Genomic DNA, 25146 nt, shown 5'->3' on the forward strand with positions numbered 1-25146 from the left:
TGTTTCCATGATTAAAACTATTTACTAACTTGCTTAACAGCCTCCGCCATAGATATCAAACTTTCATAGTGTACTCTATCATCGCGATTAGCAGCCCCCACTTTACTCTTCAATAAAGTAACTACCCGCTTCAACATCGCTTGATTGTAACCGAAAGTTTCATCAATCACACCTATTTCCACCTCTTCCTGGAAAGGACTGGCAGCCTGCCCGAACTGAACAGGTAACAATTGCCTAGCTACAGTTCCCAATCCACTCTCTTGTTCCATTTCCTGTAAATGACGATACATCTCATCCATGAAACTTTTGGAGAATAAATTGTATGCCATCATCTCCTCTAAAGAAGGATGTAAACTTTTAATTGCCCGCGTATTCTTAATATAGTCAGTGCAGGTAACACCCATTCTATTAAAAATATTCTTCTGCAACAATTTTTCCTCTTGATTCAATTTCTTTCCTTGTATAGTCGGAGCGAAAACACCGGCATACAAATCATCGTAATAATCGCCAATCGTGTAAAGATTCTTATCTTGTGAAACATGAGAAGAGAGAAGAACCATCGCCCTTTTGCTTTCAATCACCTTGCTCACGGCAGCAATAATCTTTGCAGACGGGTACACGGCTAACTTTGTTTTATTAATCAATTCCGGACGATCGATCCACGAGCTGTTTCTCAACTCTTTCAACACCCATGCCAACGCTTCTTTTTGTTTTGCGCGTGCTACCGATTTCACGGCTTCACCGGCTGTTCCGTCTTTCACTTGCGACAAGTAAATACCACCTACCTGATACAACGCGTTCAACAAGTAACGCATGTATTGCTCTTGAATTCCAGAATAAAGTTGCATCCGGTGAGAGAAATCCGGGTCATCTGAAATCCACTCGTTCAAGTGGTTCAAGATATACTTCAAGTTCTTTATCCCGTAGGTTCCTGCCTTTACGGGATCATCACCTAAATCTTCCTCCAACGCACTCGGGTCTATACGGAAAGCCAACTGTTGACGCCCGTAACGATAGCGAGGATCTCCGGCTTTCTCGTCAATCCATTTCTCGGCGATTTTAGATTCCTCCCACATATCCTTGGCTTCCGGAACAGGAGAATACAACCATTTAATCACGTAATAATCATACACGCCAAGATCGGGAGGAGTCAACTTCACCCCTTTATCTCCCGGTTGCGCTACATAATTGAAACGAGCGTAGTCCATGATAGAAGGAGTAGTCCCGTATTTTTGAGTGAAAGAAACGGAACGCAAAGAATCCACCGGAACGGAAGCCGAAGCAGACATGTTATGCAACATACCTAAGGTATGACCTATCTCGTGCGTGATAACATACGTGAGCGATTCATCAAAAACATCTTTCGGCATCTTAACGGCACGCACACGAGGATCTACTTGTGCCGTCTGAACGAAACGCCAGTTATTAATCAACTGAACAACATTATTATAAACAATCACCGAAGCGTTAATAATCTCCCCGGTAGTCGGGTCCACCCAAGACGGTCCCATGGCATTTGCCTCCGCGTTAGGACAATAACGGATACAAGAATATTTCAAGTTATCGGGATCAAAATTCGGGTCATCCTTCGGGAAATCCTTTGCCACCATCACGTTCTTGAAGCCGATTTTCTCGAAAGCTTTATTCCAATTCAAAACAGCCGCTTTAATCGGACCTCTCCACTCGTCCGGGAATGCGTCATCCACGTACCACACGATCGGTTTCACGGGTTCTACAAGCTCTCCGCGCTTCCACGCTTCCATGTCTTTCGGTTCTACCCTCCAGCGATTAGCCAAAACATAAGTATCGAAACCGTCTTTTTCTTGGGATATCTTCCGGATAGGGAACTGCATTCTTGCGCTCGCCGAATTCAACGAGTAAAAAATTCCAACACGGGAATCCTGCACACGAGGGCGCATTTTAGAATCCGGCAACAAAAGAAAAGTAATCACGGAACGAGTCGACACCTGTCCTAAAGGTATAGATCCGAACAACGTCATATATTGAGCCTCCACAGGCTGAGCCACTTCCAACGATGCGTTATCTTCAAACGCTTTCACGCCTTCAAAAGTAAATTTACTTGAAACAGGGGAAGAAGTGAGCAATCCGCCGCTAACTTTTGGGGCAAGAGCCTTGTTATCTTTTATAAATGACGTCACTTCAATCACCACGGCAGAACTATCCGCATTATACGAGTGAACGGTGAACGATTTTGCCGGAATATCGATATAACTTTTCTCCATGGCTTTCTTCACCCACTCTTTATTCTCTCCCATCGTGGCGGCCAAATTAGGTTTGTTGAACACGATAGACGAATCTTTCTTAACCACGCGATAAAGCACAGGAGCACTGTATTTATACCCCACGTTAAGCAACAAAGGTTCAGAAGTGGCAGATAAAGTTCCTCCCACTAATATATCACGCCCCATGTACTTCAACGGGTATTCCAAATAAACCTTCTGGCCTACTTTATGAATGGTCAAGAAATCCCCCTTCGCAGTAACGATCCCCGGAGTTTGAACCAACTTCTCGTATTTGCTTTTTTTCTTTTTAACAGGCTCTTTCACCTCTTCAGTTGTCACTTTTTTCTTCTTCTTTTTGAACAATCCCCCCGCGTAACTCTCTCCTGCAACGGGAACAAGCAAGGTCAACAACAATAAAAATGAAGACAATCTTCTCATTTTTAATAATTTTAAATTAAACATTATGATTACATAAAATACAAACTTCCATACTTCAAGACGCTATAAACAATCATCGCTTCTATTCAGATTCAGCATTCAACAACTCTTGCACTTTCTTACGCAACACATTTCGATGCAATTCTTTAGCCGCGAACTTACCCTCTCTGTCCAGAACCACCAGATAAGGTATCCCCTCAATTCCCAAATCTGTACAGATACCATCTTTTTTATAACCGCACGGATTCCGGTAACTCTTCCACGGGAGCTGTTCTTCCCGACAGGCTTTCAACCATTTCTCTCTAGAATCATCCATGGAAATACTCACGACACGTAACCCCATATGAGCGAAATCTTTATACAATCGCCGCAAACTTTTCATCTCACTCCGGCAAGGTCCACACCACGATGCCCAACAATCAATAACCGTAATATATCCTTTCAAAGAATCCAGCCGAATAGTATCACCCGCTTCATTCTCCAAAAGATAATCCGGGAAATCTTGACCGATTGCACTCACGAAAACTCTTTCCAATTTATCTTTTAAAGCTTTCCCGATACTCGACTGCTGTATTTCCGGCGATAGCAAATCATACATCTCTTTTCCCCACTCGTAATGCGACTTCATTTCTTCGCAGGCTAAATAAGCGGCATACACGTTATCGGAATACTTTTTCACCAAATCACGAGCAATAGAAAAACGTAAATCATCAAACCACAACCTTTCAGACATCAAACTATCAAACAACACTTGATCATTTCTCGTTGAAGCCTGAAAAATACTTAACCCGGAAGCATTCTCATCCACCACTTTCGTGTAAAGTTCATCAAATGTTTCTCCACACTTTTTTCTTATCTCGTTAGCGTACGACCCTTTTAAACTATCCGCGCATATCCCTCGTCGTGAGGAAACCGTAATACTCATTTCCTCCCCGTCTAAATACAAATCTGCTTGCCGTTCGTTAAACTTCAATCTATATAACCCGGGTTCTTCAAGTATTCCCTTGAAAATATACTCCCCGTTTTTCAATTCCCCCGAACATAGCAACTTAAGATTCTCTCCGGTAGAATACAAAGCAATTTGTCCTGTATCCTGATCCTGCACATTTACTTTCAACCTGAAAGACATTCCGGATGGAGACGAACAACAAACGATACCCCACAAGAACACGAATAAAATCAGTACTCTCATTTTCATTCTAACTTCTCCTCCTAGTTATTCTTCTCAACCAGCTCATCCCGAACTGATTCCATCAACTTTTTCAGATATTCATACTTATCCAATATAATAGGACAATCACTATATTCCGCCTGAAAAACATCCCAATCATCCTTCAAAACTTCCATAACAAAATCAAGAAGATCCGCATTTTCCGTCGGACATCTATAGTATTTTACAAAACCTTGAAACATAACATATTTCTCACCCTCTTCATCAACACTCAAGAATCCATAATACTTCTTATCTTTCCATGGAAACAAAGAAGAAGAAGACTGTTGAACATCCTGCAAATGCATATCAGTAACCTTACCGTCTTCACCAACAACACTCGAGAGTCCATAAAAATACTCTAACTCTTTCGAATAATTATTCACTAAAGCATGCGCCCATTCAGAGCCCCTAATCCTCAAACCAAACGCTTCTTTATCTTCCCGTGTCATTTCTTTCAATTCTGCTACACGAGAAACAACCGCTCCCGACATTCCATAATAAAGATCGATTTGATCGCTACTAAATATCAAGTCTTCAACAAGCAAAAAACATCTAGGCTTCATACCCTTTTGCTGAAAAGGAATAACATACTCTTCCAAGAATTTTACCCCTTCCAGAATATCCTGACGCTGCTCCGAAAGCGTGTACTTCATACTTGTCACGTTCTGCTCTATAGAATATCCTAACATCAACGTTTTATAATAAATAATCGAATCCCCGTTCGCGTCTAATCCTCGATACTCCCTCCCGATCGTATCATTATAATAAACAGGCACTTTATATTTACTATAAATTTCATAAATCAAATGATCCAATTCATCATTGGGATTATCCTTTATCACGTACCAATCCACATCCACGTTTGACGGAGATAACGTACCGTTCTCATCATCATGACAACTTGCCAAAGCAAACAATGACAACAACAATATTCCAATTAAATTTTTCATCATCAATCACTTTTTCGATTACTATTCATATTCCACATACTCGGGAGCGGGCCGCTCATTATTAACCATATTTCCATCCGTGAATTGCAATTCATAAGTAGGGATTGGCAAAACCCACCCGCCGTCAGGATAAGCCGGTAACTCGTAATACCCACACGCCACTCCCGTACTTTGAACACGTACCTCATGCCTTATTGACTTTACATCCGGGTATTTAGGACTCACGGAATACCGGCGCAAATCAAACCAACGATGTCCCTCGAAGCACAATTCCAAACGACGTTCATTCCGAATAAAATCCACTAAATCTTTCCCCGTTTTGGTTTCAATATCCGGCACGCCTTCCGCGCAATAACGAGTAGCAAGAAAAGAATTCATAACGTTTTTAGCGCCCTCCTCCTTGTCCTGCATCGCTAATGCCTCTGCCTTATTCAAATAAATCTCCGCATACCGAATCAAGTTACAATCAGACACTCCTCCATTTGACCATTTCTTAAATTTAGAAGGATAATTTCCATAAGAATAAATCGTAATCCCCAATTTATATCGTTGGTCATTTGCTTGATTATAAAAAGCAGCCTTCAGATCTTCAGATATCGCGTAAGTAGTCTTCGTTTTATACCCCACCATCGCATTAAGACGATATTCTCCTTGAGAAAAAATCGTTTCCGTAGACTTCGAAGAAAGTATACTGGTACCCGACTTCAATGTATTCAAATCCTGCAAACGATAAGTAGCCTGCATAATCGTATCGCATTGACTATCGCACTTTTCCCATTCACCCATGTAAAGATACACCCGGCTCAACAAAGCCCTTGCCGCCGTTTCATTAGCTCGATAAACCGAAGCTTGAACAATGCCTTTCAAATCCGAAATAGCTTTCAATAAATCCTCCACGATCAAGTTATAAACATCTGCCACCGGATCCCGGACAAAATCCTTATCTTCCACTTCCGACCTCACTTTAATCGGAACTCCTAAATCCGTGGCAGCAGTTCCCGCAGCATAAGGTTTTGCATATAAATTAACCAGCCAAAAATAGTACGTGGCTCTCAGGAACAAAGCTTCACCTTTAATTCTATGGTAATCCGCCCCCGCATCCCGAAACGCTTCCACCTCATCCAATATCACGTTCAAAGAAGCTATATGCTCGTACAAACCACTCCACACGTAATCATGCTTGACGGTTCCGTTCTCATCCGTACTCGGCAACTTCAACCACTCGTAATACCCGATATAAACCGGGGACCCCAATTTGTCCCAGTAATTGGGTTTTGATGACAACTGCACATCATCATCCATCAAATGAATCCACGAAGCTATCGTCGTTTCCCCCTCGTCATCACTATCACTGGTTTCCCGAGAAATCATGTACCCGTCCCCCACCAGCAGTTCGCTTAAATCCGAGATCGAATTCACGTATAATAAATCTCTAGGATACTCTTCCAAAAAATCCCCACAAGACACCAACAACACGCTCCACAGAATACCGAATATATTTATTATCTTTTTCATACGCTATGATTTAGAATGTTACATTTAAATTCATTGAAAAAGTCGGACAAAGCGACATATTAATCGACGGAGCAGACCCCGATTGAACAGCAGGATCCTGTCCTTTCAACTTTTTATCACAAATCATAAACAAGTTCGTGCAAGAAAAACCGATATACGCCGACTTCATATACATTTTCCTCGCAAAAGCCTCCGGTACATTATAACGTAATGACAAAGATTGCATCTTGAGATAATCACCGCTGACCACCCGTATATTGGAATTATCCCACATATTCCAAAGATTCTTACCGAAATTATAAGGTTTTTCCACGCACCACATTCCCATCGTCTGTCCAAACCTTTCACCGGAAACAATACCCGGAATCGTTGTATTACGTTCATCACCGGGATATCTCCAACGATTCATAAACTCTTTCCTCGCATTCGCTGCCGGCTGGGGAGCTATCGTTCCGTATGTACTTTCCAAATCCGGATACATCTTTAACAGGCGGACTTTAGAACCCAAACTATAAGCCAGATTAAACGATAAAGTAAATCGGCGATAGGTAAAACTATTGTTCAACCCTCCCTGAATAACAGGTACGCGTGTTCCGGAATGCTCTAATACCGTGGTAAACACCTCATCACGCTCCATCGAATCATACAAAGCCTCTCTATCCAATACAACGTTTCCCTCGTCATCATAATCATACCGATCTACATCGTAAAACATCGGACACCCGTCCGCGGGATCCAATCCTTTAAACTTATACGAATAGAAAGTATTCAAGGGACGTCCCACGATCTGGGCTGTACCGTTCAAATAATTCGCATAAGTATACCGGTCATGCATAGATTTATCTTTCACCTTTCGCCCCTTCGTCAACTGATTCAACACCTGTCCCAATTGAGGATCGAAAATCCACCGGAAACCGTTAGGATTCTCCGCCGAGAACGTGTTCACGGGAATAACTCGCAACGAAAACTCGAATCCTTTATTTTCCAATGTACCCTTATTCAACACGTAATCTTCCCGCCCGTTTACACGTGAAATTGTTTTCGTCAAGAACGTGTCATTCGTCTTTTTATAATAATAACTAACGCTGGCGGAAAACCTTCCTTTGAACAAATCAAAATCTAACTGGACATTAGTTGAAGCCGTTTTCTCCCATTTCAACATGGGATTCGGAAAACGATAAACATAAGAAGCGTACTCTCCCAAAGTAGAATTCATGTCCCCCTTGCGTATAACCAACTTCGAACTTTCGGACTCTAACATATTTCCTTGATAGCCAAAAGAAGCGCGTAAAGATAAGCTCCCCAGCCAATTTACCTCCTTGAACAAATCATCCTTAATATTCCAACGTCCGGATACCGACCATATAGGAGTAATTTTATCATTCGCCTTCGTTCCAAATTTATTAGAAGTATCAAAACGCATATTCGCGTTAAACATATACAAACTCTTGTAATCATATGACAATGAAGCGTAGCCGGAAATCAAATTCGTTTTGGAATCAGAAAATACCCCTCTTGCCTCGCTGGATTGAGTCCATTTACGAAACGCCTGATAATAAACCAAATCAATTTCCGCGACCAACAATCCTCGCTCCGGGATATACCCCCGGTACGTTTTACTAGAACCCGTGTAATGGCTTGAAGAAGCCTCCGCACCTAAAGTTGCCACAATCTGATGGTTACTCTCCGTATCCAAATACTTATTGAAATCCAACTGGGCACGCAAAGTCCAAGCCTCGTTATCGGTATTCTCTTTTCTCAATTCACCTCCCACCGGACACTCGTTCACCCGGTCCTCATCCTTATCGGGATCTTTAAGTAAACTATCTGTACGTCTTAACTTCCTCACGTAAAAAGATTCTTGCCCATACCAAGTATCCACGTCCGTTGAAGAAGTTGAATACGCGAAAGTCAAACCCAATTTCAACGGTTCAATCATACGCCAATCAACCGTCGCGTTCACGCTCATACTTTTGGTATTCGAATCATACGAACTATTATTCATTTCATTAATAATGCTATACGGGCACCAATCAATAGAACTTCCCGCGCTATTACCTCTCCGTTTATAATACCACAAACTTCCATCTTCATTAAAAGCGGGAAGAGCCCGGCTCGTGTTATAAGCATATCCCAACACATTCACCTCGGAAGGAGTATAAGAGCGGTCGGACACATTTCCATTCATACCAAAACGCAAAGTCACGTTATTCAAATTAGCCGTCAGATTCACGCTTGTCGTGTAATTTTTCATTCCTTCCCCTTTCGTCGTTCCTTGGCTATCATTATAACCCAAAGAAGCGTAATATTTTAACGAGGACGAGCCCCCAGAAATACCCAAGGTATGCCTGTGGGACCAAGAATTCTGCAACAGCAAATCCAACCAATCCGTGTTCATCGACTCGTATCTGCCGACCTCCTTTTGGAACTGATTGAAATCAATCCGGTCATTCCAGTAATCACGCAAAGCCCCCTCGTATCCTACCCACGAATCAATCGTATTATATGTAATTCCTTTCTCTACCAACTCCCTAGACAAAGCGATTCTCTCCCTCGAATTCATCATATTCACGCTTTTATCCCCATAATGCGGACGACGCGTAAAAGTTCCCGCTACCGAATAATTAATCGCCGGGGGACCTTCCTTACCCTTTTTAGTCGTGATCACTATAACACCGTTTGCCGCACGAGCACCGTAAATAGCGGTAGCCGAAGCATCCTTCAAAACATCTATCTGCTCGATATCTTCCGGGTTCAATCCGGAAATCGCGTTGCCCAACAGATTCACGAAATCCAAGTCATTAATCTGCGAGGGATCAATATCCACCGGATCCTGTTGAATAATTCCATCCACCACCCAAACAGGTTCCTGATTCCCTAAAATAGTAGAAGTTCCCCGGATTCTCAAACGTGGAACAGCACCCACTTGTCCCGAATTCTGCATAAAAATCATTCCCGGCACATGCCCTTCCAACATCTGGTCGATACTATTCAATCCCGGCACGATAATATCCTCCGCCTTGATCGAAGTCACGGCACTTGTCAGTTTTCGCTTGTCAATCGTCTGATACCCCGTACTCACGACAACCACCTCATCCAAGGCTACCTCCGATTCCTTCATCACCACGTTAATCGTGTCCTTACCCGTGTAAACGACTTCACGATTCTCCATTCCCACGAAAGAAAACAACAAGGTAAACTTTTCCATCGCCGGCAAATTCAAGACATACCGTCCCTCCACGTTCGTCACCGTTCCGAGCGTCAAACCCTTCACCAGCACCGTCACACCCGGAAGAGGAAGTTTCTTCTCGTCCGTTACCCTACCCACGATACGGATACTTTTCTTTTGTTCATCATCCGCAACTTTCACCTCACGCTTCACCACGATAATATTCCCCCTGAAATTGTAGACCAAATCCGTCCCTTCAAAAATTCGCTTCAACACATTCTCCACGGTTTCACTCTCCACCTTGATTGATAACTTCCCCAATTGATTTGTCTGCTCCGTATTAAAGAGAAAATGTAAATCCGTCTGTCGTTGAATCTCATCAAACAACATTTTCACCGTTACATTTTTCATGTCCAAACTCACTCTCTCCTGTTGGGCAAAACTACTTGCCGAAAGAGAAAATGTAAATCCAATCATTAAAACGAGAAACACTCTCATAATTTTCCAAAATTTGTGTCCACATCCCCGTAAGAATGGTGGACAATTTCCATTTTTTTGCATACATTTGTAGTTGAATAATTAACAATTATCAATAAGCTTCACGCCAATAAAGCTCAATGATGATTAAAACACACGGGAGGTGCTTCCAACGCCTTCCGTTTTTTATTATCGTGAAATCACTATTGTACGCCCCTTCACCGAGAACAACACACCGGTAGACTCGGTTATAACATCAAAAATATTTTGTATCTCTTTATACCTTCCCAGGTACCCGGAAAAATGCAATTGCTTCACGGATTCCGTCTGATAGAATACTTCCACGTCATACCACAAAGAAAGAGTAGTCATGATATTCTCCAAAGTTTCATCCTCGAAAGCAAAAACCCCTTTCACCCAAGCCAAATACTGCCGGGGATCTACCTGTCGAATCGCCATCGAACCGTCTTTCGGATCAAAACAAACAAGCTCTCCCGGCTTCAAAACACATTCATTCCCGGAACGGATAGCCTTTATCCCGACTTTTCCACTTTCCAAAACCGTTTGAATCCCTTCCGGTCGCCGTGTATTCACGTTAAACGAAGTCCCGTACACTTGCACCTGCACCTCGTCCGTCATCACGTAAAACGGGCGGGTAGAATCCGTTGCCACCTCAAAATAAGCCTCCCCGGAAAGAAAAACCCGACGTTCATTCTCGTCAAATATCACCGGGTATCTCAAATCCGTGGCTGAATTCAACGTAACCCGGGTCCCGTCGGATAAAGTTAAATGAAACTCCCCGCCCTTGGGAATTTGCAAGGTATTATACTTCAACCCAATTTTTTTCCCGTCCCCGCCGTCCTCGTACACCAAACCACCATCCGTCCTGCGTACCCTTCTCCCCTCTTCCAACCTTATCTCGCTTTCTTCGCTCTTGCCCAAAGACACTTTCACACCATCGGAAAGAATCAACGTCGCCTTATTCATCCCGGGATAAATCACCCCGCCAATCTGCTGTGGATCCAAAGTAACATCTTTACCCGCCAGCCAAACCGCCAACCCGATCGCAACCGGTATAACCACCGCCGCCACATACTTCAATACACGTGTAAACAACTTAGATTTTCTCGCTTGAGTCCGATTCAAGAAACAACTCCACCCTTTTTCCATATCAATATCACGAAATTCCGGAAATTCCGAAGCAAAACGATTATCCCGCAACATCTCCTTGAAAAAACACCGATTTTCTTCCCGTTCCTCCACCCACGATTCCAACACGGCCTTCTCCTCATCCGAAATCGAACCTGCCAAGTAAAGACGGATCAATCGAACAATATTTTCATTATACACATTCATTATACATCTCTTTTTACTCCCTATACGACAAGAGTACCCAAAAGAGGTAAAAGAAAAATCACTTTTTTTACCGGAAAAACATCAACCAATTGATTTCAAGCAAGAAAAAAAACAAAAAAATCAAATCAACTTAAATAACAGAACCCAGAAAAACACATTCCCTAAACGCTCCTTCAAAAAACATACCGCATTTCTTTTATGCGCTTTCACGGTTTGAACAGACAATGACAACAACTCAGCAATCTCGTCATTCTTTTTGCCTTTTAAATGCAACTCGAACACCTCCCGACAACGTTCAGGCAACTCACTAACAGCTATATACAACTCCCGGTAAATTTCCTCCCTCATCAAGCCGAACTCACCATCTTCCCCCTCTTGTTGATTCTCCATCATGTAAACGACATACCGCTCCTCCACTGCTTTGTGTTTCAAATAATCCAAACACTTGTTATTTACTAAATCATACAAATACGCCCGAAATCCACGATAGGAATTAAACACCTTACTCCCCTCCCATATAGCGATAAAAACCTCCTGCACGATATCTTCGGCAACCTCCCTCTGTTGTACTCGACGCATCGCGTACAACACCATGTAGCTGTAGAATCGTTTAAACAACTCCCGGTAAGCCGAAACTTGCTTCACATTAATTTGCCGAATAAATTCACCGTCAACATTACACATACCAACAACTTATTCCGAATCAGTCCGTACAAAAATAATACATAATTCTATCTTTTTGAAGGGAAACTTAAAAAAAAGCATCCTCCCGATCATTACCGAGAGTATAACACCCGTGATTCTTATTTCTTTTTCTTCTCCAAATCATCCTCCGGCTCCGTTCCCAACGCTTCGGATTCCTCCTTGATTTCGTCCATGTAATTTGCCAGATTATCCCGTGCGTCGTCATCATCGTTTTCCAATATCTCACCCAAAGCATCGACATACGCTTCCTGTAATTTCTCATCCTCCTCCGGGGTCAAATGTCTTTTTACATCTATCTCTTCTTTCCCGGAAGCACCTTTCTTATTTTCTTTCTTTTCCATAATGCTTTATCTTTAATCTATATAGCATTGAAACGAAAGGAAAAGAAAAAAGTTCGACCAATCCAAAACTCAAAATCAATACCTAATCCAACATTTTTTCTAATATATTTTCAACCTCCTCCACTGTCGGACAAACAGCCAATATCTTTCCATCCCGATCCACGAGGAAAGTTCCCCCTCCTGCCCCTCCGACACAGTACTTAAACCAAATATTTCCAATATCATTAATTTCTACCAGATTCAACCACGGGTAACCATCTTGAAGTGCTGCATTCTTTGCACTATGTACATTTTTCTCCCGTGCAACACCAACAATTGTAAAACCTTTTGACTTATACTTTTCATATACCGGAATCATACTTTTCGAATATCTCCGACAAGGTCCACACCACGACGCCCACAAATCAATCAAAGCTACTTTACCATCAATCTGTTCCGATAAAGTCACCGGATGTCCGCCAAAATCAGGAGCCGTAAAATCAATATATTTTCCCCCGACCTCTATCTTCTTTAATGATTCAAGCATCGTCGCTATCAGAGACGTGTACGAATGTTCGGGAAACATCGGTTTATAAACCGAATAATACATTTTCTCCAAACGCTGCAAATCTTTAAATGATAACATTTCAAACTCCTCCGGCAAACCATGTACCCGATATTTTACCAACATATTTAAATCATCCATCAATAAGAAATACGCTACTAAAGAAGGATTTTGTGCCATGTAATCCTCTTTCCATTTTTGCCCTTGTCTATGTAAACTTTTATTTTTCTCATTTAACGCTATAACTTGAGGTGTGTACGCCTTTTCCTCTCTTTTCAATTGCACGTAAACGGCATCCAAACTATCCAATTTCCGGCGATCATCACGAACCTGTGACATCAATTGATGTAATTCCATCGCTTGAGGTGAAAAATATAGATTTTGACGATACAATGAATCATATTGAGCATACAATGTTTTAAAATGAAATCTATCCTCCTTATCTTTCAAATAATTTTGATACAATTGATTGATTTCACCACCATAAATCTCCGAAACAAAATCAGAATCGTCTAAACGGATATTAATTTCCACAGAACCCGGTTCAACAAAGAAATCAATTGGTTTATAAGCACTTTTTGCCAATTCATCAGCAAATATCAACCTATACATCCTACTCTCGTTTGACTCACAAACATACTTGAATTTCCCATTTCGAATAGGAATAATTGCATTGGGATTCTGAATTCGATCGTCAGCATCATATTCCATCAACACCAGCCGATAGCTCCAAGGACGACCAACGACTTCCCCCTCTATCACACAACTCTTTGCATTCACGTTCTGTTCCAAATCCGCCTCTAAAAGAATTCCTTGAATAAACCAATCATCCTCATGATTCCCCTCCACGTAATCTATTTTCTTTTCATTCGCATCCAAAGGTTCAAAATAGAGTCGAAAAGTCATTATACCGGGATCCGGTAAAAAAACTTTTTGATTTAAATCAATCCCTTCTGCACTTAATAATCTATATTCTTTACCACTATCCCCTTTTATAATCGTCCGACCTGCTATTCGTATCCATCCGTCAGGCGAAGCATTCACTTGCCCCGTTACAATCGTCGCATCTTTTGTCATTTCGATCTTTACAATATCGAACATATATGTATTCGTGTTTTCATACCAAGGAACGTCTATTACCCTATTTTGTCCCCATCCCGTCATCGTAATACTTATCCACAAACACAGACTAAATATTAAACCTTTACATTTCATACACTTCTTTTAATAACAATAAATAATCGCCAATCCCAAATTATATCAAAATTTTCTATTTCAATTTCAGCCGCACGATACATGCCAGATTAAAACTTTTTGCCATTTCGAACTGCTTTTTCCCTTGTTCGTCAAGCATCTCGAAAGGAACACCCCGATCCAGATCCGCGCCGGAACAAATGAAAACAATCTCATCCTCATCAAAATAAGTTTGCAACGGGAACTCCACGTCTTCCGTGAAAAACTCGAACTTCCGACACGACCGATCTTTCGTGTTGCAAAGAACATAGAAGAACTCCGGGTAAAAAATACCTTTTCGCGTATCCTTAAAATTCGCCAGTATCCAATCACCCCAAGCCCTAGACTCTCCGATCGTGACCGTAAACGTCGTGTTCAACCAATCTGCACGTTTCTGTTGATACTCCTGCTTCAAACCATGATTATTCCTTGCTTTTCCCGTCGGCTTCCCGAAAGGCGGGCTCTTAACCTGCGACACCCGATACGGGGAACGTCCCGTGGTAAAGTGGTAAACAGGCACGATCCTGTCCAACTCAATTCGATAATACGTGTTCAAAAAATGGAAAGCACCGTAATTCACCCCGTCTTTCATGTACCCGTACAAATCAAACGCCGTACCAAACACATCCGGTACGGTAAACGCACTGGCAGTATAAGCATTCTTCTCCCGTGAAAAATAATGTATCTTCTTTTCGGGTGCCGTACGTAAACAAGCGAACACATCCTTACTCATGGGAAATATTCGGTAAATCGATCCCCGCGGTCGGTACGTCTTGAGATATTCCCCTTTCAACGTGTATTCCAACACACCTCTCCACTGGGATAAAAGCAATAACCTTTCATTGAATGGGTCAATCACCACATCCGAAATCTCATCATATTGTCCTTCTTCCTTGCCTTGGGCCCCAATCCGGCTGACCAACTCACCCGCCCGGTCGAACACGAAAACCTCTTGTTCGTTCAACACGTAGTACAAACCTTTATAAGATTTCACTCCATGAGCCGATTTCTGAAAATAAGGCAATAGTATAATTTCAATACTATCACATATCTCCCGTAGTGACACCCGGTCATTCTGTGACATCTTGAACTCATACACGGGAGCACTACTTTTCGATGTCGTTTTCTTTTCTTTACAACCTACTAAAACAAGGAAAACACTTATCACAAACAAGCATCTCATAATTTATCTATTTAAAAATAAATCCTACTGTCCGCACTTCTCGTTAACAGGTGTAAGTTATGATTTTTTCTTGTTTTTTCAAAAGGATTGTCTTAAAATATAGTGTTTTCATGATTCTAAGTACCGCCACATCAAAACATGGCGTGTGCCGCTGAAAATAAATCTTGCGACACACGCCATACAATCTAAAACCTTATTTTTCTACCTTCCCCTCCTACGCAACCAGATCACGAGAGCCAAAACAATCATCAACGACGGGATGATCCACCGCAGGATGACAGTCCACGTGGAAACCTCCTTTTCGCTAAGATAAATCAGGTTGTCAGGTGGAATTGGACGACGCACATCAATGGGCACCTCCTCGTCAGACAACCAGAAGAAACTACCCGGAATCAATGTGAAATTGCTCGTACGGATACCTTTACGCCCCATACTCAACTCACCGTTACTAATACAGTCTGCATCCCCAAACACCAGTATTTTTTGTGTCCTTCCGTCAACTTCGCGCATCAAGGCCAAGGTCGTAACATAACGTTGCTGCACTTCTCCCAATTCGGGATTCAAACGAGCAGTATCGTCCACGAAGTCTGTGGTTTGCATCTCGTTCCATACTAAAGAATCAGTTTCAAACAACGGTATCGCTTTGTACCCTTTTTTCGGGATGAATGTCAATCCGGATACCCCGGGATGCACTACCACACTCTCGTGGCTATTCATTTGCTCGAAATGATAAATCAATTCCTGTCCCTCTTTCGTTGGCTTCACGACCATGAGATCTGGGGCATGATTACCCGAAACATGAACTAAGCATCCGGGTACTAACTGTACCCCAAATTCTGCCAATAACGGGTTCATATACTCCTCTCGTTTTGGCTCACTCAGAATCATCAAATTCCCCCCGCGAGCGACATACTGATCCAAATTTTCTTTTTGCACTAAGGACAATTCACTCCTCATCTCAGCAATCACCAGTATATTAATATCTTCAGGTATCTCTCCATCTAGTCCCACTTCCACCACATCGAATCCTTGGTTCAACAAAGCATAGCGAAACGGCTTATCCCACGTGAAAGTATTATAATCGCGGGTCCCCAACTTCTTCACGTCACGCTCTCCATGTCCCGTCAAAAAACCTACTTTCGGCAAATCCATTACCAAACGTTTGAAAGCAGCCGTAATTTCTGTTTCTAACGGCTGATGAATCATATCATTATACACACGTAAAAAAGTTTTCTCCCCACTTTCCCGTTCCAATAAACGCACGAACCTATTTCCTTCCGGCCACAAATCTATCTGTTTCCGTATCTCTTCCGGTGTAATAAACAATGTGGAATCTAAATGATAATTTTTCACGACCTCCTGGAAGCGTTCTTTTGTATTTTTATCTGGCCAACGTTTATCTTGATAAGCATCTGTAATCGTGTCATAATAATACACATACTTCATCTTAATCTCGGGTTTAAAACGCACGTATTGGCGAAAATGTTCCTGATCTCGTTTTACTTGATCAGGCATTGCTGTCCGTAAATCGTTTAAATCCAATGCATTCACGTATGTCGTAATTGTCAATCCACCTTTCATCTTCGCTACTACATCTTGACTGTTCTCTGTCAACGTGTTCGACTTTGTAGCAGTAGTATCATAATAGGTCATCAACGTGGGACGAGATGAGAAATACCCGATCACACTGGCAATCAACAACACCCCCATGTACTTCCCAATCGTCATTGTCCAGCGAGCCTTTTGACGATTCGCCTGCAACCGAATCACGGTCAAAACCAAAAATAAAGCAGACACAGTGATAAAATAGATCACATCCTCGCTACAAATCAAACCACTAATAAATTCCCCTGAACGTCCTGAAATCGACAACCAGTAAGTGATCTCCCGTACCAACTCGAATTCTTGCCATAAATCTTTCACGTAATTCAACAAACCGAGTATTACCAGTGTCATGATGGCCACCACCACTTGATATGACGTCAAACTTGACATAAACAATCCCACTGCAGCATAAGCGCAAATCAAGAAATAAAGTCCCAACAAACCCGATAATATCAACGGGAAATCAAAATCCTTAACCGTGAAAGCACCGAACACGACAATTACCAACAACGCCATAATTAATACCCCTCCATAGAGCATCATCGAAAGATACTTCCCAAGAATAATTTGCCAGTTCGTCACTGGTGATGAGTACAACAATTTAATCGAACCGCTGCTCAATTCCCGACTCATCAATCCCATTGTCAAAAGCGGGATATAAAGATACAGATACCCTTGTACAGCCGTAAATAATCCTGTCCAAGGAGCTGAAAATAACTTGTTTGTAATATTATTCACCGTATATCCTATTTCTTGAGAGTGTACCAATCTCTCCATATTTCCCATGAAATTTGTCACCGCTTGGAACACGAAAATCACAAGAATCAACCATGCTATCGGCGAGTAAAAGAGCGTTTGCAACTCCATTTTCGCTATCTTGAATATCTTTTTCATTTTATATATTCTTTATCCGTTTACGTTATTTTTTTGATAATTCTGCAAATATGGTATCTAATGAACTTTTCTCCATATTTAACTCATTTAAACGCCAACCACGGGCAGCACTCACCTCTGCCACTTTTTCCAATGCTTCCTGTGCGTTAGAAAAATGAAGACGATACCTTGTTCCCCCTAATTCCTCCACTTGAAGCACACCAGGAATACCGGCTCGCAATTCATCCACAGGCGGGCAAGCAATCAAAGATACCAGCACCGTACTGGGAACGATATAATTATCAAACTCATCCACGCTTCCGGAAAACACCAGCGTCCCTTGCTCTATCATACGGATATACTCACACGTGGCCTGCACCTCCGGCAAAATATGTGTGGAAAGAATCACGGTACGTTCCTCGGCTATCGTCTTGATCAAGTGACGAACCTCCACGATCTGATTGGGATCCAAACCGTTCGTGGGTTCATCCAGCACAACGATGGCAGGCTCATGAATAATAGCTTGAGCAATCCCCACGCGCTGTTGGTATCCCCCGGAAAGGTTATGAATCAACCGTTTTCGGAAATGGGTAATTCCGCAGCGTTCCAACACCTTGCCTATCGCTTTGCTCACCTCTTTGGCTGGAACATCCCGCATGAAGGAGCAATACTCCAGGTATTCTTCCACGGTCAAATCCATCTGCAACGGCGGTTGTTGAGGTAAGAAACCGATATGCCGCTTAGCCGCCACCGGATCCTCTCGCATATCAATTCCCTTGATATAGACACTTCCCTCTGTTTGCTTGAGAACACCACAGATGATGTTCATCATCGTTGATTTCCCAGCCCCGTTGGAACCTAACAGACCGTAAATACCGTTTTTACTAATCTCGAAACTAATGTCCCTTACCGCCCACTGTACGCTATAACGATGGGACAATCTCTCAACCCTCAAAATCGAATCTTCCATAAATCTCTAAATTAACTTATTACAATGATTTATCTAATAATACTCACAATCCAAACTCTTTTTCTTGGACACGACATTCTCACATGCGGTTCTTCATTACTGCCGAACCACCACGAAATTGTGTTTACACAAGGGGGTGCCAAAAGTCATTTCCCAAACTCCCTCCCCTCTTCGGGATACTCCCTCTATAAACAGAGGTAGCTGTGAAGCAGATAGAGGTGTTTTAGAAGGGAATGGACTTTTGCCACCCCTTCTATCTCTTAATTATAGGTAACTTCCCCAACCTTCTTCAGATCTACCTTATATTTATCTAAAAACCAATCGTACAAAATATCATACTTCCGTTTTATCAAAGGATACTTCTCGAGATAATCCCCCCATTCCTCAACAGTACGGGTTACCATGGCATTCATAAAATGTTGTAAATCCAACTTTGAATCCACTAACTTTGTTTGATAATGCACATTAAGACACCAATTAAAAATATACTTATTTTGATTAGCATTCCATTGCGGCATAAACCCACGAGCCAAAGCAAAATCCGGATCATCGGGATTTACGGGATCATAATCTTTGGCTGCCCGCGTATAGTCACTCACCTCGTAAAATTCCTTCGGGAACTCAAAAGTAACATTGTTACACCAAAAATTCCACAAACTCGATTGTAGATCATTTTTGTAAGTTCGTTTCTCCACTGCTGACAATTTGCTCAATTCCGCAGAACAATCATTCACGTAAAACGACTGTCCATCCTTTCCCATTGTCGCAAATTTACTCGTTCCCAGTACATCCTTCATGAACTCAACGACAATAATTTTATAAGGCATATATTTCACGTGAAAATCAATAGGATATAAATCAAACCAAATATCTTCTAGAAAATCTAACACTATATCCATACATTGAGGATCAACTTTTCCATAAATATAACTCAGGTTAGTTTGTGATAGACCATACATGAAATCAGGATGTGAATACTCGTACAATATGTAACTCTTGTACATATTATAATACTCCACGATCCGACCATCCGCAGGAGATTTTCCTTGCGGCAACACGTAATCCGGTGATAACGTTTCCACGTCGCCTACCTCATCATAGTCTGCACAAGCCATGCACCCGAACAAGCATAAAATTATCAAATATAAATTTATAGTCTTCATATTTATTACATGATTAAATGGTTATTCCAATACTCCTTCTCGCTCCGGAGCCTTGGCTGAAGCATTTTGCACCAATTGTATATTCTTATCAATAACTTCCAACGGGAAAGGCAAAGTGTACATCAGATCTTTCTCGTTCAAAGTATAAATTAGATATTGGTCTTCTTTACGTTGCTTGAATTTCCTCGTGATAGACGGCATACCGTAACGACGCAAATCAAACCAGCGGTGAAATTCATAACATAATTCAAGGCGCCGTTCTTGACGAATTTTTTCCAGCACCCCCGTCGTACTTCTCTCATCCGTGTAGCCCGTGATACGATGGCGGCGCAATTCATTCAAATCTGCCAACGCCCCATCCTCGTCCTTGTTCTCTGTCGCCAACACCTTAGCTTCCGCACGTGTTAGGTACGCCTCAGAAATCCGAATAGCATACCCCGGCGTTCTCACACCTCCACCACTGCCAAGCTCTCCCGGAACAAGTAATTTATATATCTCGGTTCCATTTATTGGGAACCAAAAATCTCTACGTTTGTCACCATGCGTAAACCCCGACAACAAACTCTCGGTTGGACTCAAGACATCATCAAAATAAGCATATCCATACAACCATTCCACCTCGGAGAGGTTATACGTACTCAAGCTAAATTCTCTTTCTCCGTAACTCATCTTCGTGTAATCACTCAACCCTTCGGAAGACTCAATAGCCCGAGTAGCCACAGTGATCGCCTTGTCGTATTCCTCCATGTAGAGATAAGTCCGAGCCAACAAAATATCCACGGTCGTTCCATTCATCCGGTAGTTACCTCTCGTTTTTGGGTATTTAGCAAACAATCGGGAAGCCTCTTCCAGGTCAATTACAATTTGATTATACACATCTTCCACGGTACTTCGGGCAATCCCGTTCTCCACCAAGGCTGCCGTCAATTTTAAAGGTACTCCCAACGCTTTCTTATTATAATTATAAGGTTCCCCGAACATATTCACGATTCGGAAATACCCAAAAGCACGCAACCCCAATGCCTCCGCACGAATCAAATCTCTATCTTGTTGGGTTCCGACGGCATTCTCGACTCCATCTAACACGGCATTAATACCCATAATTTGCGTGTAAGTGTACGTGTAGCCATTATCTGGAGCGTTCTCTTGTTCCCACATATCCGGTTGCCAAGTGAACGTGCGACTCAATGCAGCCAATCCCCAGATAAAACTACCTGTTGGTAATTTACTCTCATTCAACATCAAATCATCATCCAAGTAAAAAAGTACATCATAATTAGACAATTGAGTCTTATACATGTACATCATCAGTAATTCACTATAATCTGTCGTGGTCGTAGGGATCGACTCATCCTGCGAAGACTCCTCGAGAAATCTCGAACATCCCCCCAACACTTGCGAGAAGATCAAACTCAATGCGACACATATATTTCTATACTTTCTCATTTCTTCATCTATTTAGTAGTTAATTTCTAAAACATCACTTGAACAGAAAATGAAGTCACCCGTCGAGTCGGCCAGTTACCCGTCTCCGGGTCCAATCCATCCCATTTCTTGTCGGACACCCACATGAACGGGTTAGTCATGCTCAACTTCAATTGCAAATAACTCAACCCAATTTGGCTCAACGTCTTCTCTCCAAAATTATAAGCCAACGAGAGCGAACGACAACGAATAAAGTCTGTGTTAGCCACCCGTAAATCGGATTGGTTATACATCACGTAGGAACTTTCTCTTGATTTGTAATTAACCATCAATACAGAATTTGTCGGGAACAAAATATAATCCCCGTAACTATTAATACCTGGAAGCGAAGGTATACTCGTGTTATCTCCCGTTTTTTTCCATCGATTCAACAATTTTTTAGAAACATTCTGGTGTGGAAGCGGAAGCCCATCTCTGGCCATTGTTGCCTCGTACAGATTCGGCAAGCGATTATGCCCACCCCATTGCACTGCAAACAAAGCGTATAGAGTGAGATTTTTATACTTGAACATCGTGTTCAATCCTCCCGAGAAATCTGGAGTAAACTTACCTGACTTCACCATAAAATCCTTGATATCATTCACGGATTCCAAATCCATGTACTTGAAACGGGGACGCCCGTACTCCTGTTCCAACTCATCGAACACGTAAGAGTAGAACGTGGAAAAAGGTTCTCCATCCACTATACAATTACCATTCAAATAATCGTCTAACAAGTTTACCCTATTATTCTTTGTCACTTTGTTTTTCGTCACCGACGTGTTCAACGACAACTGCCACGTGAAATCCTTCCTTCTCACGGGTACCACATTGATCACGAAATCATACCCGGAATTCTCCATCGTGGAACCAGAAACTATCCCGTTAGCCACCCCATTTTCTAAAGCAACCCCTTTGGACGATAATACATCACTAATCTTCTTAAACCAGTTAAAATTAAAATTCACACGTCCATTCAAGAAAGCGGCATCAATTCCCACATTCCATGTTTTCGTCTTTTCCCAACCAAGATCCGGGTAAGGCAAAGAAACAATCTCCAACCCGTAAGAATTGTACAAATACTCGTACACATCGGTAGTAATTAATTCTGGTGATACAGAACTCACCGCATTTCCTTGGTACCCAAAAGATCCGTAAAGATCCAAATTATTCAACCACCAGTGTTTCCCGAGAAAATGCTCGTTAACAACCCGCCACTTCACCCCCGCAGACCAAGTAGGTTGCAAACGTTTATTCTTATCTTGACCGAAACGATTAGAAGCATCGAAACGACCACTCAAGTTTACCACGTAACGATCATCATAGGAATAAACAGCCATCGCATATTCACTCAACGTGTTCTCAATGCGATTCAACACGCTATGTTTGCCCGAAACTTTATCAACATTATTTCTCGAAGTACTTCCATACAAGTAATACACGGTCGGTGGTATGGCAAACGTTTCTCCTCGATCCGGCATATATCCCCAACGCACGTTAGTTTCTCCCTTGGTTTTAGCAGAATTAGTTTCAATCCCCACTTGCACGGAAATCTGATGTTTAAAGTTTAAAAGTTTATTATACATCAACGAATTTCGAGTTGCAATAGTCGACACATTCGTCAAATCCGTCTCCAGTAAACCACCCATCGGTAAAGGCGTAGAAGTCACTTCTACGCTATTGGGAGCCACTGTTCCATACTCGTACCCTCGAATCTCAGAAATATAATGAGAACGCTCCGAGGCATATTTCTTCGTGTCGGAAGAAGAAGAAGAATAGGAAAACATCCCTTGGTATTCTATATCCTCGAATATCCGCCACCGTAAATCAAATACGGTCCCCCACGTGCGGATATAATTAGAACTTCCCGTGTGCATCTTTTCATTAAGAATATTATAATTATATACAGTCTTATCCCTAATAGCCTCACTACCGCGTCCTGATTTTTCATGATAGAAAAGGGAACCATCCTCCTCATAACAAGGGATCACCCGAGAGGTTGCGTAAGCATACGAGAAAGGATCCACCCCGTAAGCGAAACCGTCCACTTTACGCGTACTACCGTTCACAGTCATGTTCACAGTTAATTGATTCCATAATTGTACCGTAGTATTCGAGACCACCGTAAATTGCGACAAATTATTTCCTTTCGCATCACCCAATTGACGACTGTAACCGAAAGAGGTTCGGTTCTGGAGCTTCTCAGATCCTCCGCTAATACTCAACGAGTGGTTATGATTGAATGAATTGCGGAACAATATCTTGAACCAGTCCGTATTCTGACGAGACATCTTCTGGTACTCCGTATCCATCTCCTTCAGCGAAATCTCCTTATCCAAGTAACGCTTTAATAACCCCTCGTAACCTATCGGCAATACAATATCTGCTGCATTGAAGTTCCTGCGCTCCATGTAAATATCCCGCGAAAGCTCCATCCGCTCGGCAGAGTTCATCAAATCATACAAGCCATAGTGAGGACGCTGACCAATGGAAAAATCACCGGAATAATTCACTTGCAATTTTCCGATAGTCGCTTTCTTCGTCGTGATCACGATCACGCCATTTGCGGCTTTCGACCCGTAAATAGCCGTGGCCGAGGCATCCTTCAACACTGTGATTGTCTCAATGTCGTTCGGGTTCAACCAAGAGATTGCATTCCCTGCCAGTTGCTTAATATCATCGGCATCCACGGAAAATTTCATGTTATCCTCCAAATTGAACGGTTGCGGGTCCCGTTGGATCACACCATCCACCACCCACACGGGCTCTTGACTACCCAACAACGTGGAAGTTCCACGCACCCGCACTTTCGGGGTAGCCCCCACCTGCCCCGTCGAATTTCGCACCAGCATACCCGGCACCACGCCTTGCAACATCTGATCCACGGAAGTAGCCCCTGCCATCATGATATCCTCTGCCCGTACCGTGGTACTGGCCCCCGTGTAATTTCCCTTGGAAACACTACCGTAACCCGTTACCACCACTTCACTCATCTGTTTCACGTCCTCCCGCAACACCACGTTTATCGTATCCTTTCCCGCGTACACGACTTCCCGGGTTTCCATCCCCATAAAAGAGAACAACAAAGTCAGCTTCTCCATCATCGGCAGACTCAAAACATACCTTCCCTTGGCATCCGTCACCGTTCCCATAGTCAACCCCTTCACCAGCACCGTCGCTCCCGGAAGCGGAGCCTTCCCATCCGTTACGAGTCCCGTGATTCTCAATATCTTCACTCCTTCAACCGTGACAATAATCTTACCGTCCTTCTCCACGCATCCCAAAGCCGTCCCCTTCAAACACTCTTTCACCACTTCCAGCACCGACTTATTTTTCACATCCACCGTAACCCGCCCCTTCTCCTTTACAACCTCCTCTGTACGGAACATCACCCAGTTACCGCACAAACGGTTCACTTCGTGTAGCGCCTGTAAAACAGACACATTCGCCACTTTTAGAGAAATTCGCTTCGTCTTCTCCTGCCCATAAACTTGCATGTTCATGAAAGGATACCCAAAATCTACCCTCATACACGAGTTTTGAATGAGTTTTAGGCGGGTTTTAGGCGGCATCGCCTGATATTCGCCTACTGTTCGCCCACACTTAGCCCACGTTTTAACAGGAATTAAGCACCCCGAGTGCACGCCGACTACTCTTTACCCGGGTGATTCGGTGGGTAAAAGATAATGTATTTTCACCCTATA

15 protein-coding genes are annotated in these 25146 nt (G+C 42.5%); all 15 read right to left on the reverse strand.

Annotated elements, in window-relative coordinates:
* Window positions 1-17 precede the first annotated feature (17 nt).
* Window positions 18-2681 carry a zinc-dependent metalloprotease gene (locus L0M98_RS21255; RefSeq protein WP_227217737.1) on the reverse strand — a complete coding sequence of 888 codons (2664 nt, stop codon included), beginning with the start codon at window positions 2679-2681 and terminating at the stop codon, window positions 18-20.
* 82 nt (window positions 2682-2763) lie between these two features.
* A complete protein-coding gene (locus L0M98_RS21260) occupies window positions 2764-3873 on the reverse strand; it encodes a TlpA disulfide reductase family protein (RefSeq protein ID WP_227217736.1) in 1110 nt (369 codons plus the stop codon).
* A gap of 20 nt (window positions 3874-3893) precedes the next feature.
* Complete coding sequence (locus L0M98_RS21265; protein ID WP_227217735.1) at window positions 3894-4847, reverse strand: hypothetical protein; 954 nt, start codon at window positions 4845-4847, stop codon at window positions 3894-3896.
* Between the two features lie 18 nt (window positions 4848-4865).
* Window positions 4866-6359, reverse strand: coding sequence for a RagB/SusD family nutrient uptake outer membrane protein (locus tag L0M98_RS21270; RefSeq protein WP_227217734.1), 1494 nt, complete (start codon window positions 6357-6359; stop codon window positions 4866-4868).
* 10 nt (window positions 6360-6369) lie between these two features.
* Window positions 6370-10026, reverse strand: coding sequence for a SusC/RagA family TonB-linked outer membrane protein (locus L0M98_RS21275; RefSeq protein ID WP_227217733.1), 3657 nt, complete (start codon window positions 10024-10026; stop codon window positions 6370-6372).
* A 168-nt stretch (window positions 10027-10194) separates the two neighbouring features.
* The gene (locus tag L0M98_RS21280) at window positions 10195-11361 is read right to left on the reverse strand and encodes a FecR family protein (protein ID WP_227217732.1); all 1167 of its coding nucleotides are present in this window, start codon (window positions 11359-11361) and stop codon (window positions 10195-10197) included.
* Window positions 11362-11481: 120 nt separating this feature from the next.
* Window positions 11482-12045, reverse strand: coding sequence for an RNA polymerase sigma-70 factor (locus tag L0M98_RS21285; RefSeq protein ID WP_099291908.1), 564 nt, complete (start codon window positions 12043-12045; stop codon window positions 11482-11484).
* Window positions 12046-12164: 119 nt separating this feature from the next.
* A complete protein-coding gene (locus L0M98_RS21290) occupies window positions 12165-12407 on the reverse strand; it encodes a hypothetical protein (protein WP_227217731.1) in 243 nt (80 codons plus the stop codon).
* 82 nt (window positions 12408-12489) lie between these two features.
* Window positions 12490-14166: a TlpA disulfide reductase family protein gene (locus tag L0M98_RS21295; protein ID WP_227217730.1), complete on the reverse strand. Its 1677-nt coding sequence runs from the start codon at window positions 14164-14166 to the stop codon at window positions 12490-12492.
* Window positions 14167-14221: 55 nt separating this feature from the next.
* Window positions 14222-15367 carry a 6-bladed beta-propeller gene (locus tag L0M98_RS21300; protein WP_227217729.1) on the reverse strand — a complete coding sequence of 382 codons (1146 nt, stop codon included), beginning with the start codon at window positions 15365-15367 and terminating at the stop codon, window positions 14222-14224.
* Window positions 15368-15568: 201 nt separating this feature from the next.
* A complete protein-coding gene (locus L0M98_RS21305) occupies window positions 15569-17866 on the reverse strand; it encodes a Gldg family protein (protein WP_227217728.1) in 2298 nt (765 codons plus the stop codon).
* A 25-nt stretch (window positions 17867-17891) separates the two neighbouring features.
* Window positions 17892-18815, reverse strand: a complete 924-nt coding sequence (locus L0M98_RS21310) for an ABC transporter ATP-binding protein (RefSeq protein ID WP_227217727.1) — start codon at window positions 18813-18815, stop codon at window positions 17892-17894.
* A 260-nt stretch (window positions 18816-19075) separates the two neighbouring features.
* A complete protein-coding gene (locus tag L0M98_RS21315; RefSeq protein WP_227217726.1) occupies window positions 19076-19978 on the reverse strand; it encodes a hypothetical protein in 903 nt (300 codons plus the stop codon).
* Between the two features lie 21 nt (window positions 19979-19999).
* Window positions 20000-21424 carry a RagB/SusD family nutrient uptake outer membrane protein gene (locus tag L0M98_RS21320; RefSeq protein WP_227217725.1) on the reverse strand — a complete coding sequence of 475 codons (1425 nt, stop codon included), beginning with the start codon at window positions 21422-21424 and terminating at the stop codon, window positions 20000-20002.
* Window positions 21425-21450: 26 nt separating this feature from the next.
* Window positions 21451-24972, reverse strand: a complete 3522-nt coding sequence (locus L0M98_RS21325; RefSeq protein ID WP_227217724.1) for a SusC/RagA family TonB-linked outer membrane protein — start codon at window positions 24970-24972, stop codon at window positions 21451-21453.
* Between the last annotated feature and the right edge of the window lie 174 nt (window positions 24973-25146).

The organism is Butyricimonas sp. DFI.6.44, assembly GCF_022132345.1.
Taxonomy (GTDB): Bacteria; Bacteroidota; Bacteroidia; order Bacteroidales; family Marinifilaceae; genus Butyricimonas; species Butyricimonas muris.